The sequence below is a fragment of the Lysinibacillus sp. TE18511 genome (assembly GCF_054062295.1).
The window spans coordinates 1-24,575 of the sequence record NZ_JBSSFD010000049.1 but is presented as its reverse complement, the minus strand read 5'-3'; the positions used below and the strand labels follow the sequence as shown (position 1 = coordinate 24,575).

25 protein-coding genes are annotated in these 24,575 nt (G+C 36.3%); 22 read left to right on the top strand and 3 right to left on the bottom strand.

Annotated elements, in window-relative coordinates; translation table 11 throughout:
- Positions 1-89 precede the first annotated feature (89 nt).
- The 10 genes from ACVWXS_RS22935 to ACVWXS_RS22890 all read left to right on the top strand — a co-directional run bounded on the left by ACVWXS_RS22935 (position 90) and on the right by ACVWXS_RS22890 (position 9,202).
- A complete protein-coding gene (locus ACVWXS_RS22935; protein WP_456960301.1) occupies positions 90-410 on the top strand; it encodes an ArsR/SmtB family transcription factor in 321 nt (106 codons plus the stop codon).
- Positions 410-1,468, top strand: coding sequence for an ACR3 family arsenite efflux transporter (gene arsB / locus ACVWXS_RS22930; protein WP_456960300.1), 1,059 nt, complete (start codon positions 410-412; stop codon positions 1,466-1,468). The genes ACVWXS_RS22935 and arsB overlap by 1 nt, the downstream gene beginning before the upstream one ends.
- Positions 1,469-1,480: 12 nt before the next feature.
- A complete protein-coding gene (arsC, locus tag ACVWXS_RS22925; RefSeq protein WP_456960299.1) occupies positions 1,481-1,900 on the top strand; it encodes an arsenate reductase (thioredoxin) in 420 nt (139 codons plus the stop codon).
- Between the two features lies 1 nt (position 1,901).
- A complete protein-coding gene (gene arsD / locus ACVWXS_RS22920) occupies positions 1,902-2,261 on the top strand; it encodes an arsenite efflux transporter metallochaperone ArsD (RefSeq protein ID WP_456960298.1) in 360 nt (119 codons plus the stop codon).
- Position 2,262: 1 nt separating this feature from the next.
- The gene (gene arsA / locus ACVWXS_RS22915; RefSeq protein ID WP_456960297.1) at positions 2,263-4,032 is read left to right on the top strand and encodes an arsenical pump-driving ATPase; all 1,770 of its coding nucleotides are present in this window, start codon (positions 2,263-2,265) and stop codon (positions 4,030-4,032) included.
- Entirely contained in the window at positions 4,029-4,310 is a 282-nt protein-coding gene (locus ACVWXS_RS22910) for a Fe-S cluster assembly protein HesB (protein ID WP_456960296.1), read from the top strand. The genes arsA and ACVWXS_RS22910 overlap by 4 nt, the downstream gene beginning before the upstream one ends.
- Positions 4,311-4,375: 65 nt before the next feature.
- Positions 4,376-4,519 (top strand): hypothetical protein, encoded by a 144-nt coding sequence (locus ACVWXS_RS22905; RefSeq protein ID WP_456960295.1) that lies wholly within the window; start codon positions 4,376-4,378, stop codon positions 4,517-4,519.
- Positions 4,520-4,701: 182 nt separating this feature from the next.
- On the top strand, positions 4,702-6,057 hold the full coding sequence (locus ACVWXS_RS22900) for an NAD(P)-binding domain-containing protein (protein WP_456960294.1): 1,356 nt from the start codon (positions 4,702-4,704) through the stop codon (positions 6,055-6,057).
- A gap of 55 nt (positions 6,058-6,112) precedes the next feature.
- Positions 6,113-6,601 (top strand): N-acetyltransferase family protein, encoded by a 489-nt coding sequence (locus ACVWXS_RS22895; RefSeq protein WP_456960293.1) that lies wholly within the window; start codon positions 6,113-6,115, stop codon positions 6,599-6,601.
- Between the two features lie 444 nt (positions 6,602-7,045).
- Entirely contained in the window at positions 7,046-9,202 is a 2,157-nt protein-coding gene (locus tag ACVWXS_RS22890; protein ID WP_456960292.1) for an ATP-dependent helicase, read from the top strand.
- Positions 9,203-9,384: 182 nt separating this feature from the next.
- On the opposite strand, the gene alkA is transcribed toward ACVWXS_RS22890, so the two are convergent.
- Positions 9,385-10,296 (bottom strand): DNA-3-methyladenine glycosidase II, encoded by a 912-nt coding sequence (gene alkA / locus ACVWXS_RS22885; RefSeq protein ID WP_456960291.1) that lies wholly within the window; start codon positions 10,294-10,296, stop codon positions 9,385-9,387.
- Positions 10,297-10,465: 169 nt separating this feature from the next.
- Between alkA and ACVWXS_RS22880 the strand changes: the two genes are divergently transcribed.
- From ACVWXS_RS22880 to ACVWXS_RS22835, 10 genes are all read left to right on the top strand, one after another.
- A complete protein-coding gene (locus tag ACVWXS_RS22880; RefSeq protein ID WP_456960290.1) occupies positions 10,466-11,179 on the top strand; it encodes a 2OG-Fe(II) oxygenase in 714 nt (237 codons plus the stop codon).
- Between the two features lie 192 nt (positions 11,180-11,371).
- Complete coding sequence (locus ACVWXS_RS22875) at positions 11,372-12,010, top strand: bifunctional transcriptional activator/DNA repair enzyme AdaA (protein ID WP_456960289.1); 639 nt, start codon at positions 11,372-11,374, stop codon at positions 12,008-12,010.
- A complete protein-coding gene (gene adaB / locus ACVWXS_RS22870; RefSeq protein ID WP_456960288.1) occupies positions 11,994-12,527 on the top strand; it encodes a methylated-DNA--[protein]-cysteine S-methyltransferase in 534 nt (177 codons plus the stop codon). The genes ACVWXS_RS22875 and adaB overlap by 17 nt, the downstream gene beginning before the upstream one ends.
- Positions 12,528-12,558: 31 nt before the next feature.
- On the top strand, positions 12,559-13,377 hold the full coding sequence (locus ACVWXS_RS22865; protein WP_456960287.1) for a radical SAM protein: 819 nt from the start codon (positions 12,559-12,561) through the stop codon (positions 13,375-13,377).
- A 110-nt stretch (positions 13,378-13,487) separates the two neighbouring features.
- Positions 13,488-14,732, top strand: coding sequence for an MFS transporter (locus ACVWXS_RS22860; protein ID WP_456960286.1), 1,245 nt, complete (start codon positions 13,488-13,490; stop codon positions 14,730-14,732).
- 14 nt (positions 14,733-14,746) lie between these two features.
- Positions 14,747-16,006 (top strand): ATP-grasp domain-containing protein, encoded by a 1,260-nt coding sequence (locus ACVWXS_RS22855; RefSeq protein WP_456960285.1) that lies wholly within the window; start codon positions 14,747-14,749, stop codon positions 16,004-16,006.
- 633 nt (positions 16,007-16,639) lie between these two features.
- Complete coding sequence (locus ACVWXS_RS22850) at positions 16,640-17,140, top strand: sigma-70 family RNA polymerase sigma factor (protein WP_456960284.1); 501 nt, start codon at positions 16,640-16,642, stop codon at positions 17,138-17,140.
- Positions 17,137-18,387, top strand: coding sequence for a DUF4179 domain-containing protein (locus tag ACVWXS_RS22845; RefSeq protein ID WP_456960283.1), 1,251 nt, complete (start codon positions 17,137-17,139; stop codon positions 18,385-18,387). The genes ACVWXS_RS22850 and ACVWXS_RS22845 overlap by 4 nt, the downstream gene beginning before the upstream one ends.
- A 510-nt stretch (positions 18,388-18,897) precedes the next feature.
- A complete protein-coding gene (locus ACVWXS_RS22840) occupies positions 18,898-19,245 on the top strand; it encodes a hypothetical protein (protein ID WP_456960282.1) in 348 nt (115 codons plus the stop codon).
- Positions 19,246-20,305: 1,060 nt separating this feature from the next.
- On the top strand, positions 20,306-20,446 hold the full coding sequence (locus tag ACVWXS_RS22835; protein ID WP_456960281.1) for a hypothetical protein: 141 nt from the start codon (positions 20,306-20,308) through the stop codon (positions 20,444-20,446).
- A gap of 568 nt (positions 20,447-21,014) precedes the next feature.
- Here ACVWXS_RS22835 and ACVWXS_RS22830 read toward each other — a convergent pair.
- Entirely contained in the window at positions 21,015-21,203 is a 189-nt protein-coding gene (locus tag ACVWXS_RS22830; RefSeq protein ID WP_456960280.1) for a tyrosine-type recombinase/integrase, read from the bottom strand.
- Between the two features lie 183 nt (positions 21,204-21,386).
- Between ACVWXS_RS22830 and trhO the strand changes: the two genes are divergently transcribed.
- Together trhO and ACVWXS_RS22820 are read left to right on the top strand one after the other, a co-directional pair.
- Positions 21,387-22,328: an oxygen-dependent tRNA uridine(34) hydroxylase TrhO gene (gene trhO, locus ACVWXS_RS22825; protein WP_456960279.1), complete on the top strand. Its 942-nt coding sequence runs from the start codon at positions 21,387-21,389 to the stop codon at positions 22,326-22,328.
- Between the two features lie 312 nt (positions 22,329-22,640).
- A complete protein-coding gene (locus ACVWXS_RS22820) occupies positions 22,641-23,114 on the top strand; it encodes a peptide-methionine (S)-S-oxide reductase (RefSeq protein ID WP_456960278.1) in 474 nt (157 codons plus the stop codon).
- Between the two features lie 824 nt (positions 23,115-23,938).
- Here ACVWXS_RS22820 and ACVWXS_RS22815 read toward each other — a convergent pair.
- Positions 23,939-24,214, bottom strand: a complete 276-nt coding sequence (locus ACVWXS_RS22815; RefSeq protein ID WP_068984284.1) for a YqhV family protein — start codon at positions 24,212-24,214, stop codon at positions 23,939-23,941.
- Between the last annotated feature and the right edge of the window lie 361 nt (positions 24,215-24,575).

Below are 24,575 nucleotides of genomic sequence, written 5' to 3'. Positions count from 1 at the left end.
AGTTATATACTAATTAAATCACCTGTCCTTATCGGTGATTTTATTTTAGATAATATATAAGAAAATGATTATATAAGGAGAGCAGATAAATGGAAAACACACTAATTGAAAAACAATTAAAGGCAGCAGCTGACTTGAACCGCATTAAATTACTTGCATGTATGAAAAATGGGGAGGTATGTGTATGTGATTTTGTGGATGTTCTAGGGATTTCACAGCCAGCAGTTAGTCAGCATCTTCGAAAATTAAAGGAGGCTGGCATAATTACTGAGCGGAAGGTTGGTACATGGAAACATTATCGTTTAGTTGAAGAACAGACGCCACTTATGAAAGGTATTTTAGAACAAATTGAGCCTGTAACGGGATGCAATTGTAGCTCTGTTTGTACAAATATAGGGGAGGAAAATTAATGGGTAATGCATCTTTAACAAAACAGCTTTCCTTTTTAGATCGCTACCTTACTCTTTGGATTTTTGTTGCAATGGGTATTGGCGTTCTATTAAGTATCACAATGCCCAATATTGGTGAAGCATTAGAATCTATGTCGGTTGGTACAACATCGATACCTATTGCCGTAGGGCTAATTGTGATGATGTATCCACCTTTGGCAAAAGTAAAGTATGAGGAAATGTGGCGTGTGTTCAAGGATTGGAAAGTTCTTGTACTGTCACTATTCCAAAACTGGTTACTTGGTCCGTTTCTAATGTTCTTCTTAGCGATTATCTTTTTGCATGACTATCCAGAGTACATGGCTGGACTCATTATGATTGGCTTGGCTCGATGTATTGCAATGGTGATTGTTTGGAATGATCTAGCACGTGGAGACCGTGAATATGTAGCTGGTCTAGTCGCATTTAACTCCATTTTTCAAATTGTAACGTATTCGATTTTTGCCTACTTTTTCTTAAATATATTACCTGGTTGGTTTGGCTTAGAGAATTTTAATGTATCCATTTCTATGTGGGAGATTACAAAGAGCGTACTTATATACTTAGGAATACCATTTGCTGCAGGGTTCCTCACACGATGGATCGGTATTAAAACAAAAGGAAAACAGTGGTATGAGGAAAAATTCTTACCGAAGATTTCTCCACTTACATTAATAGCACTGCTTTTCACAATTGTAATGATGTTTGCCTTAAAGGGTGAGCAATTAGTTGAACTACCACTCGATGTAGTACGAATTGCTATCCCGTTATTCATTTACTTTGTTGTGATGTTCGCTGTTTCATTCTTTTCTTCTCGTAAAGCAGGAGCATCTTATCCTGTCACAGCAGCCCTTTCTTTTACAGCCGCTAGTAATAATTTTGAGTTAGCAATTGCTGTAGCTGTAGGTGTTTTTGGACTTCATAGTGGCGTAGCTTTTGCTGCTGTTATTGGTCCACTTGTCGAAGTACCAGTACTCATTGGACTTGTATGGGTTGCCTTACGCTGGGAGAAGAAATATTTTAAAACCATTAAATTATAGGGAGTACTTTTCATGACAAATACACTTTATTTCTTATGTACAGGGAATTCTTGCCGTAGTCAAATGGCTGAAGGATGGGCAAGAAAATTATTGCCTACTGATTGGACAGTTAAAAGTGCTGGTATTGAAGCACATGGTGTGAATCCGAATGCTATCAAAGCTATGGCAGAGGTAGGAGTTGATATTTCGAATCATACATCGGATCTAATTGATTTTGAGACATTAAACAATGCAACACTAGTTGTTACTCTTTGCGGAGATGCAGCAGATAAATGTCCAATGACACCTTCTCATGTTCGTCGTGAACATTGGGGATTTGAAGATCCAGCTAAAGCGTTAGGTACAGAAGAAGAAAAGTGGGCAGTTTTCCAAAATGTACGTGATGCTATTGGAAAACGTATTGAACAATTTGTAGCTGAGGAGTCGAAATAAAATGAAAAAAATTCATATTTATGAACCAGCAATGTGCTGTCCTACAGGAGTATGTGGACCATCTATTGATCCAGAATTATTACGAATGTCATTTGTTATGAATAATTTAAAGAAAACAGAAATAGAAGCTGAACGATTTAATCTAACAAATGAACCAAATGCCTTTGTAGAAAACGAAGCCATCAATCAGCTTCTAATGTCAGAAGGAATGAATGCATTGCCTGCAACATTTGTTGATGGGGAATTACTTTGTAAAGGGAAGTATCCTACAAATGAACAATTTTCACAATGGTCAGGACTTTCAGAAGAAGAACTATTACAAAAACCCAAAGTACGCTTGTCACTAAAGGGGGATGCGTAAAATGCAACGCTTTTCAAGAAGTCATTTCCCTGATACCCCATTTTTGTTTTTCACAGGGAAGGGGGGCGTTGGAAAAACATCCGTTGCTTGTAGTCTATCAATAGCCATTGCAAATGAAGGGAAAAAAGTGCTGTTAATTAGTACAGATCCCGCATCCAATTTACAAGATATTTTCGGCCAAACGCTATCTAATAGCCCGACAAAACTAGAAGGTATAGACAATTTATTTGCATTAAATTTAGACCCTGAACAAGCAGCACAACATTACAAAGAGCAAATGGTTGGTCCATACCGCGGGAAACTTCCTGATGTGGTCCTTCAAAATATGGAAGAGCAACTTTCTGGTGCTTGTACGGTTGAAATTGCTGCATTTAACGAATTTGCAACACTATTAACTGATCGTTCAGTGATTGAGAATTTCGATACAATCGTGTTTGATACAGCTCCAACAGGGCATACATTACGTCTATTACAACTACCTTCTGCATGGTCTACATTTTTAGATGAAAACACTACTGGTACTTCATGCTTAGGTCCGTTAAAAGGACTAGAGCCACAACGTGAAATCTATAAAGAGGCAGTTGAACGTTTAAAGAATGCTGATCAAACGACACTAATGCTTGTGACACGTCCAGACGTGAACCCTTTAAAAGAAGCGGCACGTGCATCTCATGAACTGTTTGAAATTGGTATTCAAAATCAGATTTTACTAATTAACGGATATATGAAAAATCTTAGTTCTAATGATGAAATTGAGAAGGCATTCATTGCCCACCAAACCGAGGCATTAGAGATAATTCCTAAAGAGTTACAACAATTTGAACAATACAACTTACCGTTTGTACCATACTCACTATCCAATATTGAGCGTATGCAAGCATGGATGACAGACCAAGATATAACACATGAAAATGAAGTAGAAAAAGGTTTGACGATTCCTGATGTTGAAGTAATGATTGCCGATTATGTAGAACGTAAACCGAAGCTTATTTTTACAATGGGTAAAGGTGGTGTTGGCAAAACAACAGTTGCTTCGTATATTGCCCTACGCTTAGCAGAAGAGGGTATGCATGTGCATTTAACTACGACTGATCCAGCAGCGCATCTAAATTGGACGTTCGGTAATGACAAAGTTCAAAATGTAACGGTAAGTCGTATTGATCCGAAAGTAGAAGTTGCAAATTATGAAGCAGAAGTGCTTGCAAAGGCAAGCGAAACGATGAATGAAGAGGGCTTAGCATTTGTGAAAGAAGACTTGGCTTCTCCTTGTACAGAGGAAATTGCCGTATTCCGAGCATTTGCCAATGTTGTAGAAAATCATCAAGATGAAGTCATTATTATTGATACAGCACCGACTGGGCATACGTTGTTGTTACTAGATGCCACTGAAGCTTATCATCGTGAAATAAGCCGTTCGCAGGGTGACATCCCTCCAGCTGTTTCAAACCTGTTACCAAGATTACGTGATGCGAATTATACAAGTGTAGCCATCGTAACACTCCCTGAAGCGACGCCTGTTTTTGAAGCGACACGTTTACAGGAGGATCTACAGCGTGCTGGATTGTCTGTTGATTGGTGGGTTGTCAACCAGACATTTTCATCTATCGAAACAACAAGTCCAACATTAATACAAAAACAACAAGCTGAAACGAAGTGGCTACAAGAAGTCAAGTCTATCAGCAACAATCAATTTGTGGCCATACCATGGGTAAAAACGCCACCAGTTGGAACAAAAGGATTACATGAACTTAAAGGAGAGACAATCAAATGAAAATGAGTCCAGAAGGTAAAAATTATTTAGAACAAGTATTAGCTGATTCTAAGGTAAAAACATTGCGTTTCTTCGGCATTCCAGGTTGCTGTGGCGTTAATTTAGGTGTGGGCTTAGAAGCACCAACAAATGAAGATGCTGTAGAGACAATTGAAGGGATCGAAGTTGCCATTCATCCTGATATTGCACCACAATTAACAGATGTTACGATTCATGCAGAAGAAGAGAATGGTGAAATAGGTTTAGTATTAGTTGGATATTCACCGACATCTTGCTAACTAGAGACCTTGAATATACTGTCTGTCTTTGCAATTATTCAATCCGTTGAATGGAGGATACAAAAATGACAGTAAATCATGCTAGTGTATTAACTAAAGAATACTTTATCGCTTATTTAAAGTTAATTATGAATAGTAGAGAATACACATTGATACAGGCTAAAGAGTTTGCTTTGGATTTCTTCTTTATAGGAGATATGCAGCACTAGGGTCCTTCTACATGGTTACAATTCGAAAAAGCTATAAAAGAAATTGATAATACAATGTGTGAAATTGAAGTATGTTCATGACATTCAAACCTGAAAATAAATTACGTCTAGCTTACTGCTAGACGTAAAAAAATACATTTTATATAAGGGAATGCTTATATAAAGGATTAGGAGAAATTAAAATGAAAACTTTAAAAGTAATCAATCAAACTGGATCTTGTTGTACTACTACTAAGGACGTTGAAGTACAAGAGACTGTTAATAATTCAAATAAGAACTTACCGATTGTAATAATTGGTGCAGGTCCAATCGGGTTAGCCGCTGCTGCTCATTTAGTAGAACAAAAGCAAGCATTTATTTTACTAGAGGCTGGGAATGAAATAGCACACAATATTCGTACCTGGGGACATATCACATTATTTTCTCCATGGCGTTATAACATCAATAAAGCAGCTAAAGCTTTATTAGAGGGCTCCGATTGGCAAGAGCCTAACTTAGAAACGATACCGACAGGGCATGAGTTAATTGATCTCTATTTAAAACCTTTGGCAGAGTTAGCACAAATAAAACCTAGTATTCGATTGAACTCAAAAGTAGTGGGGATATCTCGACAACTAAATGATAAGATGAAATCAAAAAATCGAGTAAATCAGTCCTTTAACGTTTATGTTGAAAAAGGAGACGACATCAATATCATTGAGGCAAAAGCAGTTATAGATGCGACAGGTACGTGGGGGAATCCAAATCCAGCAAATTCAACAGGTGTTTGGCTACAAACTGAAAAAGCATTAGCAGACCACATTGAGTATGGTATTCCAAATATAAATTCGAATACTAAGAGATATGCAAATAAGAAGATTGCTGTAATTGGAGGTGGCCATTCAGCTATCAATACCTTATTAGCTTTGGCTGAATTACAAAAAGAAAATCCTTCTACAAATCTAGTGTGGGTTATGCGTAAAAGATCTGTAGAAGAAGCCTATGGTGGCGAAGAAAAAGATGCATTGGCAGCACGTGGCGCACTCGGTATACGCATTCATGAATTAGTAGATACAGGTAAGGTTGAGGTAGTAACACCTTTCTATATTTCACTGATAAAAAGAGAAGAAAACATCAATATTATTGGTACTTTAAACGAAGAACAGAAAGTATTAACAGGATTCGATGAACTTATTGTCAATGCAGGAAATCGTCCTGATTTAACAATGAACAGTGAACTGCGTCTATCCATTGATACAGCAACGGAAAGTGTGCAAGCATTAGCGCCACTAATTGACCCTAATGAGCATAGTTGCGGAACAGTAAGAGCGCATGGAGAAGAAATACTACGACAACCAGAAAAGGACTTCTATATTGTCGGTGCAAAAAGTTATGGACGCGCACCAACATTTTTAATGGCAACAGGCTATGAACAAGTCCGTTCAATAACAGCTTATTTATCTGGCGATGAAGAAGCATCGAAACGTGTGGAATTGGAATTGCCAGAAACAGGCGTATGTAGTATTAATCTTGTCAATCAATCAAATACATGTTGTTAAAATTCGACTGTTAGCGAAAGCTAGCAGTCCTTTTAACTAATAAGGGGGAAATGGAATGGACACATTAATTATTCGTAAAATGGAACAAAAAGATCTAATAGAGGTAATAAAAATCTATCAAGAAGGAATCAATACAGGGATGGCAACCTTTGAAACAAATGCACCAAGTGAACAAGTATGGAATGAAAAACATCATGCAACTTTGCGCTTTGTTGCAGAAGAAAACAATAAAGTGGTTGGTTGGATTGCCATTTCACCTGTTTCTACACGCACTGTTTATTCTGGAGTTGGAGAAGTAAGTGTTTATCTATTGAGTGATAGTAAAGGGAAGGGCATAGCCTCAAAGTTGTTTGAAATACTAATTGAAGAAAGTGAGAAGGCAGGATTTTGGACACTCCAATCATCTATTTTTGCAATCAATACCTCAAGTATTCAATTACATAAAAAGATGGGCTTTCGAATTGTTGGTACGAGAGAAAAAATTGCTCAGTTACATGGAAAATGGCATGATACAGTGATCATGGAGAAGAGAAATAGATTATAATAAAATATTAAACTAATCTTCAGTGTTAATAAAAGAAAACAACTCGCATTTTGATCAATCTTTATGAGCTTAAATTAATTTAAAATAGAGTAGACTTCCTAATAAATATTAAAAGTTGGAATGACTAACTGTGTAAACTTTGTGTCCCTATACATATGGGTAGTTGACGTATCCAAGCCTCTTTTCATTAAAAATAATTTTAGTTTACATAATAAAATACCTTAGTCACAACTTTCAATTTGTCGAAAGCTTCCTATAATTTAACTGCTTTATACATACGACATGAGATATTAATGGCACTTTGGATGTTACCCCTCCTGAACAACAGGTGAGCACTATTTGACGCTTACCTTTATTCTTTCTCTGCTTTGTGCTACTTTCCTCGGATGAATCCTCATCTTTTGGTATAATAAAATATAGTTTTTTTGGAACGGAGCGATTGATATGAATGGAACGCAAAAGGCGTTTTTTGAGGAAAAGGAGCGTTCACTTGGCGTTCGTCTAAATGATGTGCAGACGCAGGCGGTGTTGCAAACGAATGGCCCGCTGTTACTATTAGCATCTCCTGGTTCAGGAAAAACGACGACGATTATTATGCGTATTGGCTATATGATTGAGGCACTTGGTGTGAATCCTTCTCGCATAAAGGCTGTCACGTTTAGTAAGGCTTCGGCCGGTGATATGAAGGCACGTTTTGCAAAGTTTTTCCCGCATTTGCCACCGGTTGATTTTTCGACGATTCATAGTTTAGCATTTCAAGTTGTGCGGCAGACACTGGAACGTCAGGGCATTTCGTACGATATCATTGAAGAATCGGACAAGCCTGGTGTTGTTTCAAAAAAACGAGTGCTTCGTGAGATTTTTGAACAATTAAATGGCTCAAAAATTACCGAAGATCAGTTAGACGAGCTACTGACGTACATAACGTTTATCAAAAATAAAATGCTGCCAGAACAAGAATGGGCAATTGCAGATGTAAAGGTGCCAAGAAAAGTCGAGATTTTACAGCGTTATGAGGAATATAAACGCACAGGTAGTGACCGTTTGTTAATTGATTTTGACGATATGCTATTAATGGCGAATGATATTTTCACGAAAAATGGAGAGGTGCTGGCGCAATACCGACGCCGCTACGATTATTATTTAACGGATGAAAGTCAGGATACATCGCCCGTTCAACATGCGCTCATAGCGAAGCTCGTCGCAGTCCATCAAAATTTATGCGTCGTTGCAGATGAGGATCAGGCCATATATAGCTGGCGCGGTGCAGAGCCAGATTATTTGTTAAATTTCCGAAAAATATATCCGGAGGCGCATGTTTTACTTATGACGCAAAACTATCGTTCATCTGCAACGATTGTAGAGCCAGCCAATATATTTATTCAGCGAAATAAAAAGCGTTATAACAAACAAATGTTTACAGAAAATCCTGCAGCAGAGCCAATCTCGTTTAAAATCTTAGAGAATTACAATTTACAGGCCAAATATATAGTGGATCAGTTGAAAAATCTGTCTAAGCGCGGCTCAACGGCTATTTTATATCGAAATAATACGTCAGCCATTCCGCTTATGGACGCGTTTGACCGAGCAGGTTTGCCTTTCTATATGAAAGATTCCACGATTCGCTTTTTCACGCATTGGGTCGTGGAGGATATTATGAACTTCATGCGGCTAGCGTACAATACAAAAAACATCTCGGTATTTGAAAAAGTTTACAGAAAAATGAATGCTTATATTACACCAACGCAATTGAAGGCGCTACAGAATTTGCCGGAGGATGGCTGTGTATTCACACAGTTGTTAGAGCATGTTGAGTTAAAAGATTATCAGCCTGAATATATTAAGCGGATTCGCAAAACGTATGATAGCATTCAATTTGATAAAACGACGCCAACAGCCATGCTAGAGCATATCCGTTTTGACTTTGGTTATGAGCGTACCTTAAAGAAAATGAGTGAGACACTCGGTTTTAATTATGAAAATTTACTAGATATTGTGGATGTACTTGGTTTAATTGCTCGTCATACGCCGACGATGACCGAATTTGCGGGTCGTTTGAAGCAGCTTGAAAATTTAGCACGTTCGTCTCATATGAAAAATGAATTGAATGCAATTACATTGACAACATTGCACAGTTCAAAAGGCTTGGAATTTGACCGTGTGTATTTGATTGACTTGATTGAGGGGATTTTACCTAGTGAGGCGGAAGAAGAAATCGAGGAAGAAACACGACTCTTTTATGTCGGTATCACGCGTGCGATCCGCCATTTGGAATTAATTTCGTATAGTAAGCGCTTTAAAACAAGTGTGGTGCCATCGATTTTCATGAAGGCGTTAAAACAAATCGTCTCACCGCAGGAATTGCCAAAGAAAGCGCCGAAAAGTCCGAAGAAAGCACTAAAGCAATACCGTAATGAGAGGACGATTACAACCGAGTCAGCGTTAATCGTTGGCTCAAGAGTAAAGCATGTGATTTTGGGCGAAGGGGAAATATTAGCCGTTACGAGTAGCACGATTGAATTGTCATTTGCTACGGGGATTAAGCAGTTTCTGACGGAAACATGTTTACAGCAAGGCTATTTAGAAAAGATGGAAGATTAAATGAAGCGTATTCGAGATTTTTTCGAATACGCTTTTATAATGCCATTTTGTAGGGGTACCTTCGTTCTCATATCAAGGTTAATATCATCAATTTAATCAAACTTTATTACAAGACTACAGGGATTCGGTTTTAAAATTCACTCTCTTTTTATTGAGAACATTCCGGTTTAAGTTGTCATTATTCAGTAAAGGACACGCCATAAATAAAAGGTAGCGTATGATTCCCAGTTTTTCCATGGAAACGATATTTCTAAAATTTCATCTTTCGTAGGCTTTCGGTTCATATTACGTAATAGTTTTATCGAATTAATAAGACCCACATCATCGATTGGAAAAGCTGTCTGGAATCTGAGGCAGCGCATTAGCACATAATTGGCTGTCCAAGGACCGATTCCTCGTATTTTAATTAGGTTTTTTTCAGCATCTTTAAAGTTCATGTTCATTAATTTTTCCCTCGATAATTCTCCACTTGCCATTAATCTGGCAATTCCAATAATATATTCACTTTTTTTTACCGTCATTTTAATATCTGCTAGATCGGTAGGTGTTAATTGTGCAATTCGTTCGTACGGTGGGAACACCCAATACTTTTTACCGTTCCATTCGATAGAATCGCCAAATCTTTCTACAAATTGCTTCTTTAAGGAGTATGCGAAGGCTAAATTAATTTGTTGCCCTAAAACTCCCCAACATAAAGCTTCAAATAAATCGGGAATGCCGATAACTCGCAATCCATAGAATTTTCGGGCAGGCATGTTAAGTAATGGGTCTGCTTTTGCCATTTCATAAAATGGCGTTAAATCGTTATCAAGATCAAACCATTCATGAATATATTTTACAATCTCTTCCCGTTTCCACTTTTCAATAGGTCTAGAATCATTTAGGAATTGAACAACCATTTGTTTATTATTGATTACGCTTAGCTGTACTAAGGACCGAATTTCCCCAATGGCTATAACTTTTGTAATGATATCGTTCTCTATTTCATACATGCATTCATTTTTTTCTCTTGTTAGATAGCCTAAGTTTGCATTTATATCAAAATCTTCAGGTAATGTGATTACAATAACATCATTGTCTTCATGCCATGTCACTTTTTCATTCTCCTTATCTTATTACGATTTTCTATTGTAATTTTACTTTATCACATAATCATCTTTACTAATTTTGTTATCTTGCTATTACATTCTAAACACCTTATTTTTTTCTAGTTATGAGGTTATAGTGTTAGTTATCAAGAATGTTAAAGAGGAGTGGATAAAAATGGTCCAAGATATAAAAACACGTGTCAAAAACTTAAATTGGGATTCCATTCAAAATGAATTAGATACGCAAGGATTTGCAAAGCTTCCTGTGATTTTAACAAAAGAGGAGTGTGAATTCTTCATAGAATTGTATTGTGAGGAAGAGTCTTACAGAACAACAATCAATATGACGAGATATCGCTTTGGGAATGGGGAGTACAAATATTTTTCCTATCCATTACCTGAAATCATCCAAAGTTTAAGAGAGTCCTTTTATCTAGAATTGGCCAAAACAGCCAATCGATGGTCAGGTTATTTAAAGAAAGCAGAACAGTTTCCAGATCAACTTCAAGATTTTTTGAACACCTGTGAAGAATATGAACAAACTAGACCGACACCTTTACTATTAAAGTATGAAACAGGCGGGTTTAATTGTTTGCATCAAGATTTATATGGCGATATATTTTTCCCGTTTCAAGTAGTATTTGTATTAAACCAACGAGAGAAAGACTTTTGCGGTGGAGAATCTCTATTAGTGGAACAAATTCCTCGTGCTCAGAGTAGGGGGCATGTAATTACTTTAGAACAAGGCAGTGCGCTAATCTTTCCTACTAACCATAGACCTGTTCTAGGTAAAAAAGGATATTACAAAAATACGGTTCGTCACGGAGTAAGCACCGTTACTTCTGGAGAACGATACGGTCTTGGAATCATTTTTCACGATTCTAAATAAAGTGAAACTTTGATCAGTGGGGGTTTTCTTCATCCCCCACTTAAACTTCTCCGATTTCTCTATGTTTTGAGGTTGGAGTCTTACAGCCCGTTAAAGCGGGACAAAATTTAAACTTCAATATCTTGCTATTCCATTCCCAAAATTGTACATTCTGAATTTATTGGGAGTATATTGTAAGGAGAGGTGAGATATATGCCGGATAATATTAATAACGGACATAAAGAGAGCCATGATTATAGAATTTCGAATGATGTAAAAATGATAACAGATGAAAAGTGGCAAGCAATTATAAATAATGATACAGCGTACAATAATCAATTTTTCTACGCTGTCAAGTCGACAGGGATATTCTGTAAACCATCCTGTAAATCTCGCGTTCCGAAAAAAGAAAATGTATGCATTTTTTCAAACGCAGAACAAGCACTACGCGCAAATTTTCGCCCTTGTAAACGTTGCAAGCCCACTAATGAAAATCTGCCTGATAGCGAGTGGGTTGATGTAATTACGGAATACATTGATAAAAATTTCACAGAAAAATTAACGCTAGAATCGTTAGCAAATATTTGTCATGGGAGTCCGTATCATCTGCATCGAACTTTTAAAAAGATTAAAGGCATTACACCGGTTGAGTATATACAACAAGTGAGAGTACACGCGGCTAAAAAGTATTTGATTCAGACAAATAAAGCGATTGGAGATATCGCCATATGTGTGGGTATGGCTAATGCGCCTTATTTTATTACTTTATTTAAAAAGAAAACTGGACAGACACCAGCACAATTTCGTCAAATGAGTAAAATGGAGGAAAAGTACAATGGAAACAAAGAATAAACCAACCCTTTATTGGTCTTTACTAAAGTTTAATGATTGGAATTTTTATATTGCTTCAACTTCCAAGGGGCTTGTGTTTGTAGGTTCACAGAACAAACCATTCGAGGAATTGTTCGAATGGGCTAAAAAACGCTTTCCAGGAAGTCCTCTTGTAGAAGATGATGAAAAGCTTGAACCCTATGTCGTTGAAATCACTCAGTATCTAGAAGGAAAGCGGAAAACCTTTACTGTCTCATTTGAGTACGTAGGAACGCAATTTCAGCTAGCAGTCTGGGATGCACTACGTGAGATTCCTTATGGACAGACGAAATCCTATTCCGACATTGCAAATGATATAAATAAACCAGCAGCTGTTCGTGCTATAGGAGCGGCTATTGGGGCTAATCCGGTATTAATTACTGTACCGTGCCATCGTGTCATAGGAAAGAATGGCTCATTAACTGGCTATCGAGGCGGATTAGAAATGAAGACACTGCTACTGGATCTAGAAAAGCAAGTTTCATCTAGCAATGAGTAATTATTGCCGTACTATGATTGGAGGTTTCGTCATGAAAAGTGAATTATTCTATAAAAGTCCGAAAACCATTCTGAATAAAGGGACTGGCTTTCTTTCTGGATATACTCATTCACTAAATCCTTATACAGGCTGTTCATTTGGGTGTTCCTATTGTTATGTACGCGAAATGCCTGTAGCTCTTTTTCGAGAAGGAGAATGGGGAAATTGGGTCGATGTTAAAAACGGAGCTGCGAATTTGTTAAAAAAGGAGCTCCATCGCGCCAAAGCCAAAGGGAATGTCACCATTTTTATGTCATCAAGTACAGACCCGTATCAACCAATAGAGCATAAGGAAAAAGTGACGCGATCTTTACTAGAAGTTATGGTTGAAGATCCCCCTGACTTCCTATTTGTACAGACTAGAAGCCCACTTGTAAGTCGAGATATCGATTTGCTGCAACATTTTAAAGATAAAGTTCGGGTAAGCATGACAGTAGAGACCGATAGGGAAGATATTCGCAAGCATTTTACGCCCTATGCTCCTCCTATTCCAGCAAGGCTTAAAACACTCCAACTGCTTGCTGAATCCGGTATTCCTGCACAGGTTGCCATCGCACCTGTATTACCAAGTAGCGAACGATTTGCAGAAATATTGCGTTCCTTGGTTAACCGAGTATGTATTGACGATTATTTTATGGGGGACGGCAGTGGTGGTAAACGAACACACAAGATGGGCATACAAGCGTTATATAGAAATTTGGAAATGGAAGAATGGTATGATCCATCCGTCTATCAAATGGTATATAAACGAATGCGGCAGTATTTTTCAGAAGATGAACTTTTCATTAGCCAGAAGGGTTTCGAACCCTAGCGTTATAAAAAGTAATCATCAAGTCTTCATTTTGGAACTAAAATCGCTTTTATACCAGGTTATGAATTTTTCTGTGGGACAAACATTAGATGAAATAATAGGGGTGTATTATGAAAAATAACAAACATTTTAATTTTCACAAGCTTTGGCTAGGACAGTCTATAAGTTTGTTAGGTACACAGTTTACAGTAGTAGCTTTGCCTCTTTTTGCATTAGAGGTACTGGAAACAAGTGAGGCGAATGCTGCCTTGCTTCGGGGAATTATATTCATACCCTACTTACTTTTCGGATTAGTAGCAGGTGCTTTGATAGACATCCTTCATAGAAAAAAGGTTTTGCTAATTTGTAGTATATGTCAAGGCGTTTTATTTTTATCCGTATTCATACTGACTGTAACAAATATAATTACGTTCCCTTTATTGGTGTTACTCATGTTTTTAAACGGAATATTTACCACGTTTTACAACATTGCAATTCCTTCTTTCTTACCGGAAATATTAACAGATAAAGACAACTTAAAAAAAGGAAATGCTCAGCTAGCCCTTTCGGAGTCTCTTTCTATTGTAATTGGTCCTATGCTAGCAGGAATCGTTATTACTCTAGTTGGATTAACAGGCTTATTCACTGTTGACGCAGTAACGTATTTTGTTTGTTTTTTGTGTGTATTATTTATTTCAAGGTTTAAACCGCATACAGAAGGCTCTTTGAAAAACGTAAATATAAAATCGATCTATATAAACATATATGAAGGGTTGATCTATTTTAAAAACCACCCTGTATTGGAACCAATTGTAAGCTGTGGCGCTGTTTACGGGTTTTTTAAATACATATTAAATAGCATTTTAGTAATATTTCTTTATAAGGTAATGGGGATATCTGAACTTGAAATAGGCTTTGTTATAGGCTCGGCAGCAGTCGGATTCTTGATAGGCAATACGATACTCGTAAAAAGAAGCCAACAAATTAATAATACAAAAATGCTTATTTATAGCGCTACTGTATCAGTTATCGGTCTGTCCTTCATACCGATAATGGGATATTTAGGAACCGTTTACGGTATAGTAGCTGCAAGTATCCTACATGGTATGGGAGAAGGTGTATTTGGCCCTTACGCTGCAACCATACGACAACTTGCCTCACCAAGTCACATGCTAGGCAGAGTAAATGCTGTACAGCGTACGCTTAATTGGGGAGCTTGGGCATTGGGAAGTTTTGCTAGTGCATTTTTAGTTTCTATAGTTGGGCTTCAAACAACGTTATTTATAGGGGGCTTCGGAACAACACTGTGTTTAATAGTGTTGTTAAGACGAGGCGTATTAAAAGGAACCAACATTGAAAATACGAGTTCAATTTAGAGGAGATGATTATGATGAATAAGTTATCAAAAGGAACTGCTGACATAGAAAATAAACCACATGTTTTATTTATTGGGGGATGGACAAAGCCTATACAGGATGCTTTAGACAGGGGGTATACTGTCTCGTATATGGGGTCTTACACTAAACACATATATTTTGATGGGACTATCTTAGAAAAGTGTTTCCATAAAAAAGAAATAGACACCACAAACATACCAGTGTGTATATATTATGCTGAAGAATTGTACAAAGAGAAACCGTTTGATGTGGTTATATCTTTCAACGAAGTAGCCTTAGATACGGCTTGCATAATTGCAAAGATTTTTAATGTTAAAGGATTTTCTTACAACGCTAATATGATCACCCGCAATAAAGACATGATGCGTGAAATTCTAGCAGGCAAAGACTTTTCGATAGATTCGATCGTTTGCAACAACATAAAAGACATTGATGAATTTTTAAACAAAAAAGATAGTATTATAATAAAGCCCCCGATTGGCGCAGGTGGTAAAGGAGTATCTAAGCTAGACATAGGAGATGACGTAGAGCGATTTATTAAAGATAACGGTATTCAACTACCTATTTTAGTGGAAGAGTACGTTGAAGGAGACGTAGTTTATACGGTCGAAGCCGTTTCTTATAATAAAAAACATTCTATACTAGCTATATCTGCTGAAATATTTAAAGAAGATACGTTTTTAATAAACTATACTATTATGCCGGCACCTATAGATGAATCTCAAAAAAAGTTAATCATGGAAAAAGTAATGCTATTTTTGGACGATATGCAACTGGAAAACGGCATTACTCATACAGAGATAAAAATAGACAAACAAAATAAGCCAATAATCATAGAGTCTCAAGTCAGGATAGGTGGGGGTAACATTTGGAAAATGGTAGAATTAACAACCGGCATATCTCAGTTCGGGTATTACTATGATGCGTTAGCTGCTAAAACTATAGATGAATTTAGATGTGTACCTTCAAAATGTCAAGCGATGTCTTTAAGTTTGATTCCAAAACCAGGTTGCTTAAAAGAAATCAAGTATGAAGGGTTAGCTAACATATCCGAGATCGTATTAATTGATCTATTAGTAAAAGAGGGCGACACCATACAAGCTATTGTAGACAGTACTGGGCGAAAAGGATATATATTATTTACGGCCAATGATATAAAACATATGTACGAAGTTGCAGATAAAATATGTGACAATATAACGTTTGTTTATCAGGATTTGTCAGAATGGAAACCTTCTTTTAAAAGAATTTAAAAAAGAATGTAGCACATGACTGGACTATGTCAAGAAAAAGGACAATACAGGTAAGCTTAAGAGGTGATTGTTCAATTAGAGCAATCGCTTCTTGTATTAACGGGGTAGTTTAGTGGAAAAAGGAATTAAAAACTTATGTCTTCAAAGGAACACATTTTAATGAAAAGATTAAAGCCAAATGCCTATGTATTGTATCCACTTGGAACTCCCTCAAAAGCCACTAATATACCTGTTAGGTTAGAGGCATCATTGTTTTATCCCTCCATTATTATTAGGACAACCATTTGTTTTAGGTGAAATGATAGTCCGGACCCTCATTCTATCTCTTTTAGGTTGCCGAAACAGCGAAAAGGTTAGATTTTTATCGATATATAGAAAAACTCCTCACTGAGTGGCCGAATGTCCCATTCCATCAGGACAGGAATATGTTAAATACGTTCATACCGGGCCAACATCTAGCCGATCGACCTGTGGAAAATCAGTAGCTTTATATCTGATAATATCAAAGATACACAGCTACTCGTCATACGTTTCCAGAAATTTATATTTTTAATAATGGTTTCCTAAATAATTGTAAAATTTTTGAACGAAATGAAGCATCGATGAGTCTAATTAGGGAAGGAGGCGAAAAGGATGGAATTTGAAATCGTGCAGCGTGCTATTCGTGGGGATCATCAAGCGATACTTTCACTTATTGAAATGGATGAAGAAATTTTATATCGCATGGCTTTTACATACATGAAAAATGAGCAAGACGCTTTAGACGTGATGCAGGACTTGGTTTACAAGGCACTGAAAAAAATGCATACCGTTCAACAGCACGAATATGCCAGAACATGGCTCGTGCGCGTCTTAATCAATTGTTGTAAAGACCATTTACGAAAACGCCAACCAACCGTTTCAATTGAGGAACATCATCTAGTAGAATGGGTTATCTACTCTGATATGGAGCGGTTATTGGAACATTTATCCTTGTCTGAGCAGCAACTCGTCTATATGAAATATTTTCAGCAACTAAAAAACAAAGAAATTGCTGAGCTAAATCAAATACCTGAAGGTACTGTAAAGTCTAAGCTTCATCACATACTAAAGAAGCTTAGACACTTCGCTGGAGAAAAGGAGGACTGGCTATGAGTAAACTACCGATTGACGTTCCAAAGGAGAAACTTCAACAAGTTCGGATGAATATGTTGCGTAAAGTACAACGAGAAAAACGAACAAAGAAGCGCATTTTTTCGGCTGCAATAGTCTCTTTGTTGTGCCTAAGCTTTTTATTTTCAATTCACGTTTCTCCTACGATTGCTAGTCAAGTCGCAAAAATACCTGGCTTTGAAGCACTTGTATCAGCGGTTGCAAGAGATAAAGGGATACAAGATATTGTCGACAATGAATACTATGAAGAAATCAATGTGACGAAGTCTAAAAATGGTCTATCACTTACATTGCAAGGCGTGATAGCAGATCATACTGGATTAGTACTTTTCTATGAAGCCGATGCCTCATTTAATATGTCGAAATTAAACTTGGAGGAAGTTCAATTGTTCCAAGGAGATGAAAAAATTGAAGGCGGAGGTTCATTTGACGGGATTGCAAAAAATCAAACACACATCTCTTCTTCCGTGGAATATGATTTTTCAGAGCCTTTCGATTATACTTCAAAAGATTTTAAAGCGGTTTTTCATTTTACTGATAAAGATAAGGGGAACATTGAAATTACGGTACCGTTTACACTACAAAATGAAATCGCAAAGGAGAAAATTTTTACTGCGAATCAAACTGTAAATGTTGGTGGTCAGAAATTTACGATTACACAAATTCGTCGTTCTCCATTAGAAATGGCTCTCGATATTGAAGTAGACGAAGCGAATACGATGGAAATTTTATCGTTTGATGATATTGCGGTCGTGATGCAAGATGGAGAGCAAAGAAAAAGCAAAAGTCATCCATTATCCAAAAATAAACGTGAAGGCAAATTTACACTATATTTGGAAAGCAATTATTTCCATGATCCAGAATCACTCAAAATTATAATTGGAGCTGTTCAAGCCGTTCCACAGGGCGAGGATTTTATCGAAGTTGATTTTGAGACAAAAGAAGTACTCACGAAGCCCGATTATTTCGATTGGGACATTTCCGTAACGCAGCAAGATGTATCAGTTGCTATAAATAATCAGGCTGAAAGAAGATTTTTATTGCTAACTGATGCTGTAAAAGAAGATGGTACGGAGTTAAAATTTAAAGGTGCCACTGTTTCACAAGATGAGCAGTACGTAATTGAGACGACGCAATTTGAAGATTATGATGGCAAAGCAAAAATATATATCAACTATTTCTTCAATCCTATTGGAGAAAATATTGAACTGAATATTCCACTGCAATAAAGTAAAGATGTTCAAAAAGGAAAGCCTTTTTGAACATCTTTTTTAATATTTTTTAGACTAGCTTTGATTGGAGAGTAGGTCAATTGTACGTGGTCAAGAACGTCTGAACACTCAAAATGGTATTAGATAAGCAATCTTTAATAATTTGTCTAAAGGTTCTTGTCCATATACATCCTTGTACAGTTATGGGGAATTGACGTACGTATCCAAGCCCTCTTCCACGCCAAATAATTTTAGTTTACATAATATAATACCTTAGTCACAACTTTCAAGTTTTCGTATGGTTCCTATTTTTAGTTAGTATAACCTAAAAAGTCATTAAATAAACAATTCTTTAGAATATGTCTGGACATTCTTGTCCAAATTCAGAGACAAGAATGTCCAGACAAACATGTTAAATTTTTTATATAAACCAAAAGAAATAGTTGTTGATGGATAAGACCAATCTCAGTTGGATAAAATATTTGTGAACTTAAAAAGTTCAAATTTCAAGGATTGTGAGGACTATATATGTCATCTGAAATGGGAGAAATACATCGTACTGGTCAAGACATTAACGACGAAATAGTACATTTTGGTGGGCAAGCTGAGAGTGTTTTTAGTTCATTGGCTGAACAAGGTCGACTTTCAATACAAAAGAAAGCAGACGAATTAGCTGCACAGTATCTTGAAAGTAATCCTAATCCAGACTATTATGATTGCGTTACAATTGTAGCAGAGGGAGTTTTAACAGCAGGGAACGAAATAAAGGCTAGCAGTGGTTCTTGGGGAGAATCAGTAGAAGCAGCACTTGGTGCTGGTGTTGATATTCCAGCAGCAAAAATAGCTTGTAAAAGAATAACGATGTCTGAACATTAATTTTTGAAAAAGCGTAGGCGTAAGAAGCTTATGCTTTTTGATATTTATTGATTTTTTTATCCTCTCAAGCGGAGAATTAAGATAAGATTTTTATAGTACATATTTTTAAAGCTATTTAAATTTAATTGAAATTGAGTCACACGTCTAACATGGCTTGTCCTTTAATTATGTTGAGGAAAGTAAAAACATATTTTTATAATTCAATTGAAGTTGTGAAGGATTAAACTTATGCTCGTTTTGGCATTCATTCTAATTTCAGTATAAAAAACGCTAACCGAAAGATTAACGTTTTATACATGATGTAAGGGAACACGCAAGTGTATCTGGTGTTTACTGTTTTAGATTCAAAAAATAATCTCTAATTATGAAAGTCCGCACGTTTCTAAAGTAAGTCTGAACGCTAGGATTACAAAGGTCAGGAGCGGTTTTCTAATATGGAGTCGGAGGAGAACAACGGAAGGAGTCAATGTCTCTTAAAGCAATCGAATATTGATTCCATCTTCCACCGAAAAACCTGTAGCCATAAGCTCTTTCGTGTCCAATAGCGGTCAGAAAGAACCAGAAATTGTCACCATTTCTAAGCCACATATACGTAAAACGAAATATACAATTTTGAAGACCCCTTGGATTCTGGCCATAGAAAGGCATTTCATCCATATATCGCATAAGTCAAGATTCACCCCTTTTCAAATTAGACATATAACCAGTTTATGCCTAATGTCAGAGCTTGGGTTGGATGTATGCCCTAAATAGTTTATGTAAGAGGATAGCAGTCACTTTTCGACAAGCTGCAATTCCTTGTTAAGTGACGGGTGTGTTCTTCGTAGATAGGGGAAGTGGCGAGTCGATTCAAATGAGATTTGAAGGAGACGGCTTTGTCATTGTGCAACCGTATGAAGAAACATATATAACAGGTATAAAGCTAATACTTTTGAAGTGGGCAAGATAATTGACTCCTTCATTTTCGTTTTTCAATCATTAGATAAATGCAATTCTATTTCGTGTTACAATAGATTCGCAGCACCCAGCTGACTCCTTTTTAGGAAGGAGGTGTGCTGCTGTGTCTTATCCATCACGCGTTAAAAAGGCCAAGGCTGAAACGAAAAAAAAACGTGAAAAAAGATTAGCCATCTTTTGCCACGCTACGGATTTATTCCGTTTTATCGATACTGAGTATCGTCTTTTTCGGATGATGCTGTAAAAAACTTACGTTTCACCGCTTTGTCTAGCCAACCAAGCGGTGTTTTTAGAAAAATAATCAAAAAAAGCGATTGGGAGCCACCCAATCGCCGCGTACTGCTGTAGATCCATCACGCATGAATCTTACTATCTTCATTGTATGCAGATAGCATAAACATGTCAATGAATTACTTTAATCTATGCAACAAAACTCCATTTTATGCATAGATACTATGGACAGCTTAAATTGTCTTATTAAAGTTTAGCATATATTTATTATTAATTCCTTTGAGGTCTATCTTATTTTGGGATTTCTTATTAAACTAGCAGATCAAGTTAGATTGATTAGAAGGTTAAATTTCTTTTTTTGGAGAATATATAATTTTAGCGCATAGAAGGAGACAAGCTGTTGCTATTTTGAGATTTGTGAAATACTAATTATTAAATATAAGGCGTACGATGAGTGAAAATGAAGAAATGCCTTTTTCAACACATCTTTAAAGATGACATGTAAACCTCGCGGATCTTATGCTTTTCGATTTTTATTAAAGAAAATTAATGGATAAATTTGGTGTGATTTTAAAGAAGCTTTATAGGATGCCAGAAGCGGGATGAAGTGTGGATGAAGTGTGGATGAAGTGTGGATGAAGGGGCAATATCCGTTCTTTTATTCCTTTTCCATCTATTCGAATCGTTTCATTAATCAAATCAATTTGCTCCCATGTTAATGAAACAAGTTCAGAGCGTCTCAGACCTGTTGGTGCTAATAATTTAAACATTAGCTCATTCCGCATCGAAAAACGTGATTGGGCACGTTCTAAGTAATTCTTTAAAAACAATATTAATACCCATTTCAGCCTAATTACCGATAGCATATTAAATGATTATCCATTATGGTTAATAGGTCGTAAAAGAAACCGTCAGGGAAATCCTGTGAATATATGAAATGATAGGTGGAAACAATGAATTATCAAGTTTTATTATTTTACCATTACACTAAGATTGAAGATCCAGCTGCGTTTTCGGCAACGCACTTAACAATGTGTAAAGAAATCGGTTTAAAAGGTCGTATTTTAGTAGCCAATGAGGGCATTAACGGTACTGTTTCAGGTACGATTGAGCAAACAGAGCAATACATGGCAAACATGCAAGCAGACTCATTATTTGAAGGCATTGTCTTCAAAATTGATGCGGCAGATGGCCATGCATTCAAAAAAATGCACGTACGCCCACGTCGTGAGTTAGTAAACTTAGGCTTAGAAGAAGACGTAAACCCACATGAATTAACAGGTCGCTACCTGACACCAGAACAATTCCTTGCTGAAATGCAAGATGAAAATACAGTAGTATTAGATGTGCGTAACACGTATGAATACGATGTCGGCCATTTTCGTGGCGCGATACGACCAGATGTACAAAACTTCCGTGATACACCGGAATGGGTACGTGCAAACCGCGAGCTATTCGAAGGGAAAAATGTTTTAACATATTGCACTGGTGGGATTCGTTGTGAGAAGTTTTCGGGCTGGATGAAACGTGAAGGCTTTGGCGATATCGGTCAATTACATGGCGGTGTTGCAACATACGGAAAAGACCCTATTTCGAAAGGCCAATTATGGGACGGTCAAATGTACGTATTTGATGAGCGTTTAACTGTGCCAATCAATCAAGTAGAGCATGTGATTATCGGTCGCGATCACTATGACGGTGAACCTTGTGAACGTTATATTAACTGTGCAAACCCTGAATGTAATAAGCAAATCATCGCATCTGAAAAAAATGAAGCAAAGCATTTAGGTGGCTGTACAATCAAATGTACAAAGCATGCGCGCAACCGCTACATCGTGCGTCACAATTTAACAGAAGAGCAAGTAGCTCAAACAATTGAGGAATTACAATCATAAGCATGAAAAGCTGTCTAAACATAAAAAACGTCATTAAATCTCTTTCATAACCTCAACCATCTATTTAGAGGTACTTAAAACACTCTTTGTAAGTGTTCAAACTATCCATTTCAAAATTGGACTAGTCTGCTCGCTTACATAAGGTGTTTTTTCTTTTGTAAGGAAGAAGTAGATGACTAATTGTATGTGTTGGAACGCAGGATGTAAAAAAATATGCAAGTGAAGTGATTTCTAAAGAGGATGTAGCAAAAAGAATTTTTACTTTTTACAAAGAGTGAATTTCTTATTTTTTGAATAAAGAGGAGTGTCAATATGGAAGTAGTATATTTGGCAGGTGGATGTTTATGGGGAGTACAAGCTTTTATAAAAACTCTACCTGGAGTTACGTTTACAGAAGCAGGTAGAGCTAATGGAACAAGTCATACACTTGAGGGCGATTATGATGGGTACGCCGAATGTGTAAAAACAGGATTTGATCCGACAGTTGTAACAATCAGTGAATTAATGGGGTATTTATTTGAAATCATTGATCCTTACAGTTTGAATAAACAAGGACAGGATGTGGGCAAGAAATACAGAACAGGCGTATATAGTGAAAATCCTAAACACTTAAAGGAGGCGAAGACATTTCTTAGTGAGAGAAATGATTATGACCTTATAGTGGTTGAAGTCTTACCTCTTACAAACTATGTAAGAAGTGCAGAAGAACATCAAGATAGGTTAGCTAGATGTCCAAATGATTATTGTCATATTCCAGAAGAAATATTAAATAAGTATATAGTATAAGTAACGAGATTATTAGAAGATGATTTATGGGATCTATCGTTTCAAAATTGTCTTTCTATATAATAAGGGGAAACAGAACTGTTTAATCATTTTAACTATCAGACTCATTGTTTAATTAGCTTCTATGTTTTTCTTATACTCCCATGAAAGAACTTAATCAACTTTCATTTTCTGTGATGTAGCGCTGGTTTTTGCGCTACATGGATGGCTAACGGGAGTGTTTGTTCAATAAAGATTGATTTTGAGCCCAAATACATTATTTGATGGGAATTAAACAACTTTAAAGAGCTTTACTACAATAAAATGTAGCAAGGCTCTATTATTTGTTGTTGCTAACAATTTAAACATTAGCTCATTTCGCATCGAAAAACGTGATTGGGGCGCGTTCTAAATAGTCAAATAGCTGTGTTAGATCCGTTAATGTCATATAAGACAGGAAGTTTATCATCGGTCTTTGGCGATTCAATCCCGTGCGTAAAATCACTAGCAAGGTATCGTTCTATTAAACAATATTTGGTGAACGATTTTAAGGAAGAAATTTTTCGGTTAACCGAACGAGGTTTTTGTTTTTATGATCCTGATACACTCAATATAAATTTGTGCAAGTAGAGGTTACTTATACATAAAAAAAACGTAGCGTCGTCACACGCTACAGCTAAATAATAGAACATTATTAGGATGAATAATCAAATGATATTGTTCAGAAAAATTATGGCTAAATGTGATGATTGTAATAGAGAGTTTAACAAGGATTATTTAATTAACATCCATTGCAAAACATTCTTTTTGAAGAATTTTATTATTTTTTTAGGAATTCTTTGTTATTACTTAATATGTGAGCTAATAAGAATAAGTGTTATTCCCGTAAATAGGCAAATGATTCTCGCCACAGGAATTTTATCAGCTAGTCCAAATAATGCAATTGCTGTCGTTACGATTAAAACTGTTGGACCAACCAATGCAAGCATTGTATTAATATAGAATGCTTTTTCTAAATTATTCAACTTTAGCATCAACAATCCAGCACTTACTTCAATACTTCCAGACAATACACGTAATATAACCATAGCAAGAACCGATTTTTCAATAATTGTCATCATCCTATCTTTATAGAAAATTTTCGATTTTATTATAATTCCATCATTAGGATAACTATAGACTTCTGTTTTAATGAAATACTAAAAACAATATATGTATGATTCATATCAAATATTCTTGTTATATTATGCTTTATAGTATTAATTTAATATGTGATTTTCTAATTAAAAGTTCAAAGAATTTATTAATAGAATCAGTTTTATTAATCCATTTTCTAAGGAGATAGTATAGGTGCATATAATAAAATCCTAAAGATTTATGGGAATGATTGGTATGTCAACACTAAACTGGACAAAAATTATAAGGGCTGTTGCTTGAATTCCACTGGTGTTAAATAGCCTAGTGTTCCGTGAATTCGAATGT

Coding starts and splice junctions, on each gene's coding strand:
- ACVWXS_RS22830 (WP_456960280.1), bottom strand. CDS start 21,203: ATGTTTAAATTATTAGCACCAACAGGTCTGAGACGCTCTGAACTTGTT.
- ACVWXS_RS22815 (WP_068984284.1), bottom strand. CDS start 24,214: ATGATGACAATTATTGAAAAATCGGTTCTTGCTATGGTTATATTACGT.
- arsD (WP_456960298.1), top strand. CDS start 1,902: ATGAAAAAAATTCATATTTATGAACCAGCAATGTGCTGTCCTACAGGA.
- ACVWXS_RS22890 (WP_456960292.1), top strand. CDS start 7,046: ATGAATGGAACGCAAAAGGCGTTTTTTGAGGAAAAGGAGCGTTCACTT.
- ACVWXS_RS22900 (WP_456960294.1), top strand. CDS start 4,702: ATGAAAACTTTAAAAGTAATCAATCAAACTGGATCTTGTTGTACTACT.
- ACVWXS_RS22840 (WP_456960282.1), top strand. CDS start 18,898: ATGTCATCTGAAATGGGAGAAATACATCGTACTGGTCAAGACATTAAC.
- ACVWXS_RS22895 (WP_456960293.1), top strand. CDS start 6,113: ATGGACACATTAATTATTCGTAAAATGGAACAAAAAGATCTAATAGAG.
- ACVWXS_RS22935 (WP_456960301.1), top strand. CDS start 90: ATGGAAAACACACTAATTGAAAAACAATTAAAGGCAGCAGCTGACTTG.
- adaB (WP_456960288.1), top strand. CDS start 11,994: ATGGAAACAAAGAATAAACCAACCCTTTATTGGTCTTTACTAAAGTTT.
- ACVWXS_RS22855 (WP_456960285.1), top strand. CDS start 14,747: ATGAATAAGTTATCAAAAGGAACTGCTGACATAGAAAATAAACCACAT.
- ACVWXS_RS22845 (WP_456960283.1), top strand. CDS start 17,137: ATGAGTAAACTACCGATTGACGTTCCAAAGGAGAAACTTCAACAAGTT.
- trhO (WP_456960279.1), top strand. CDS start 21,387: ATGAATTATCAAGTTTTATTATTTTACCATTACACTAAGATTGAAGAT.
- ACVWXS_RS22905 (WP_456960295.1), top strand. CDS start 4,376: ATGACAGTAAATCATGCTAGTGTATTAACTAAAGAATACTTTATCGCT.
- ACVWXS_RS22875 (WP_456960289.1), top strand. CDS start 11,372: ATGCCGGATAATATTAATAACGGACATAAAGAGAGCCATGATTATAGA.
- ACVWXS_RS22860 (WP_456960286.1), top strand. CDS start 13,488: ATGAAAAATAACAAACATTTTAATTTTCACAAGCTTTGGCTAGGACAG.
- arsB (WP_456960300.1), top strand. CDS start 410: ATGGGTAATGCATCTTTAACAAAACAGCTTTCCTTTTTAGATCGCTAC.
- ACVWXS_RS22880 (WP_456960290.1), top strand. CDS start 10,466: ATGGTCCAAGATATAAAAACACGTGTCAAAAACTTAAATTGGGATTCC.
- arsC (WP_456960299.1), top strand. CDS start 1,481: ATGACAAATACACTTTATTTCTTATGTACAGGGAATTCTTGCCGTAGT.
- ACVWXS_RS22820 (WP_456960278.1), top strand. CDS start 22,641: ATGGAAGTAGTATATTTGGCAGGTGGATGTTTATGGGGAGTACAAGCT.
- ACVWXS_RS22850 (WP_456960284.1), top strand. CDS start 16,640: ATGGAATTTGAAATCGTGCAGCGTGCTATTCGTGGGGATCATCAAGCG.
- ACVWXS_RS22910 (WP_456960296.1), top strand. CDS start 4,029: ATGAAAATGAGTCCAGAAGGTAAAAATTATTTAGAACAAGTATTAGCT.
- ACVWXS_RS22865 (WP_456960287.1), top strand. CDS start 12,559: ATGAAAAGTGAATTATTCTATAAAAGTCCGAAAACCATTCTGAATAAA.
- arsA (WP_456960297.1), top strand. CDS start 2,263: ATGCAACGCTTTTCAAGAAGTCATTTCCCTGATACCCCATTTTTGTTT.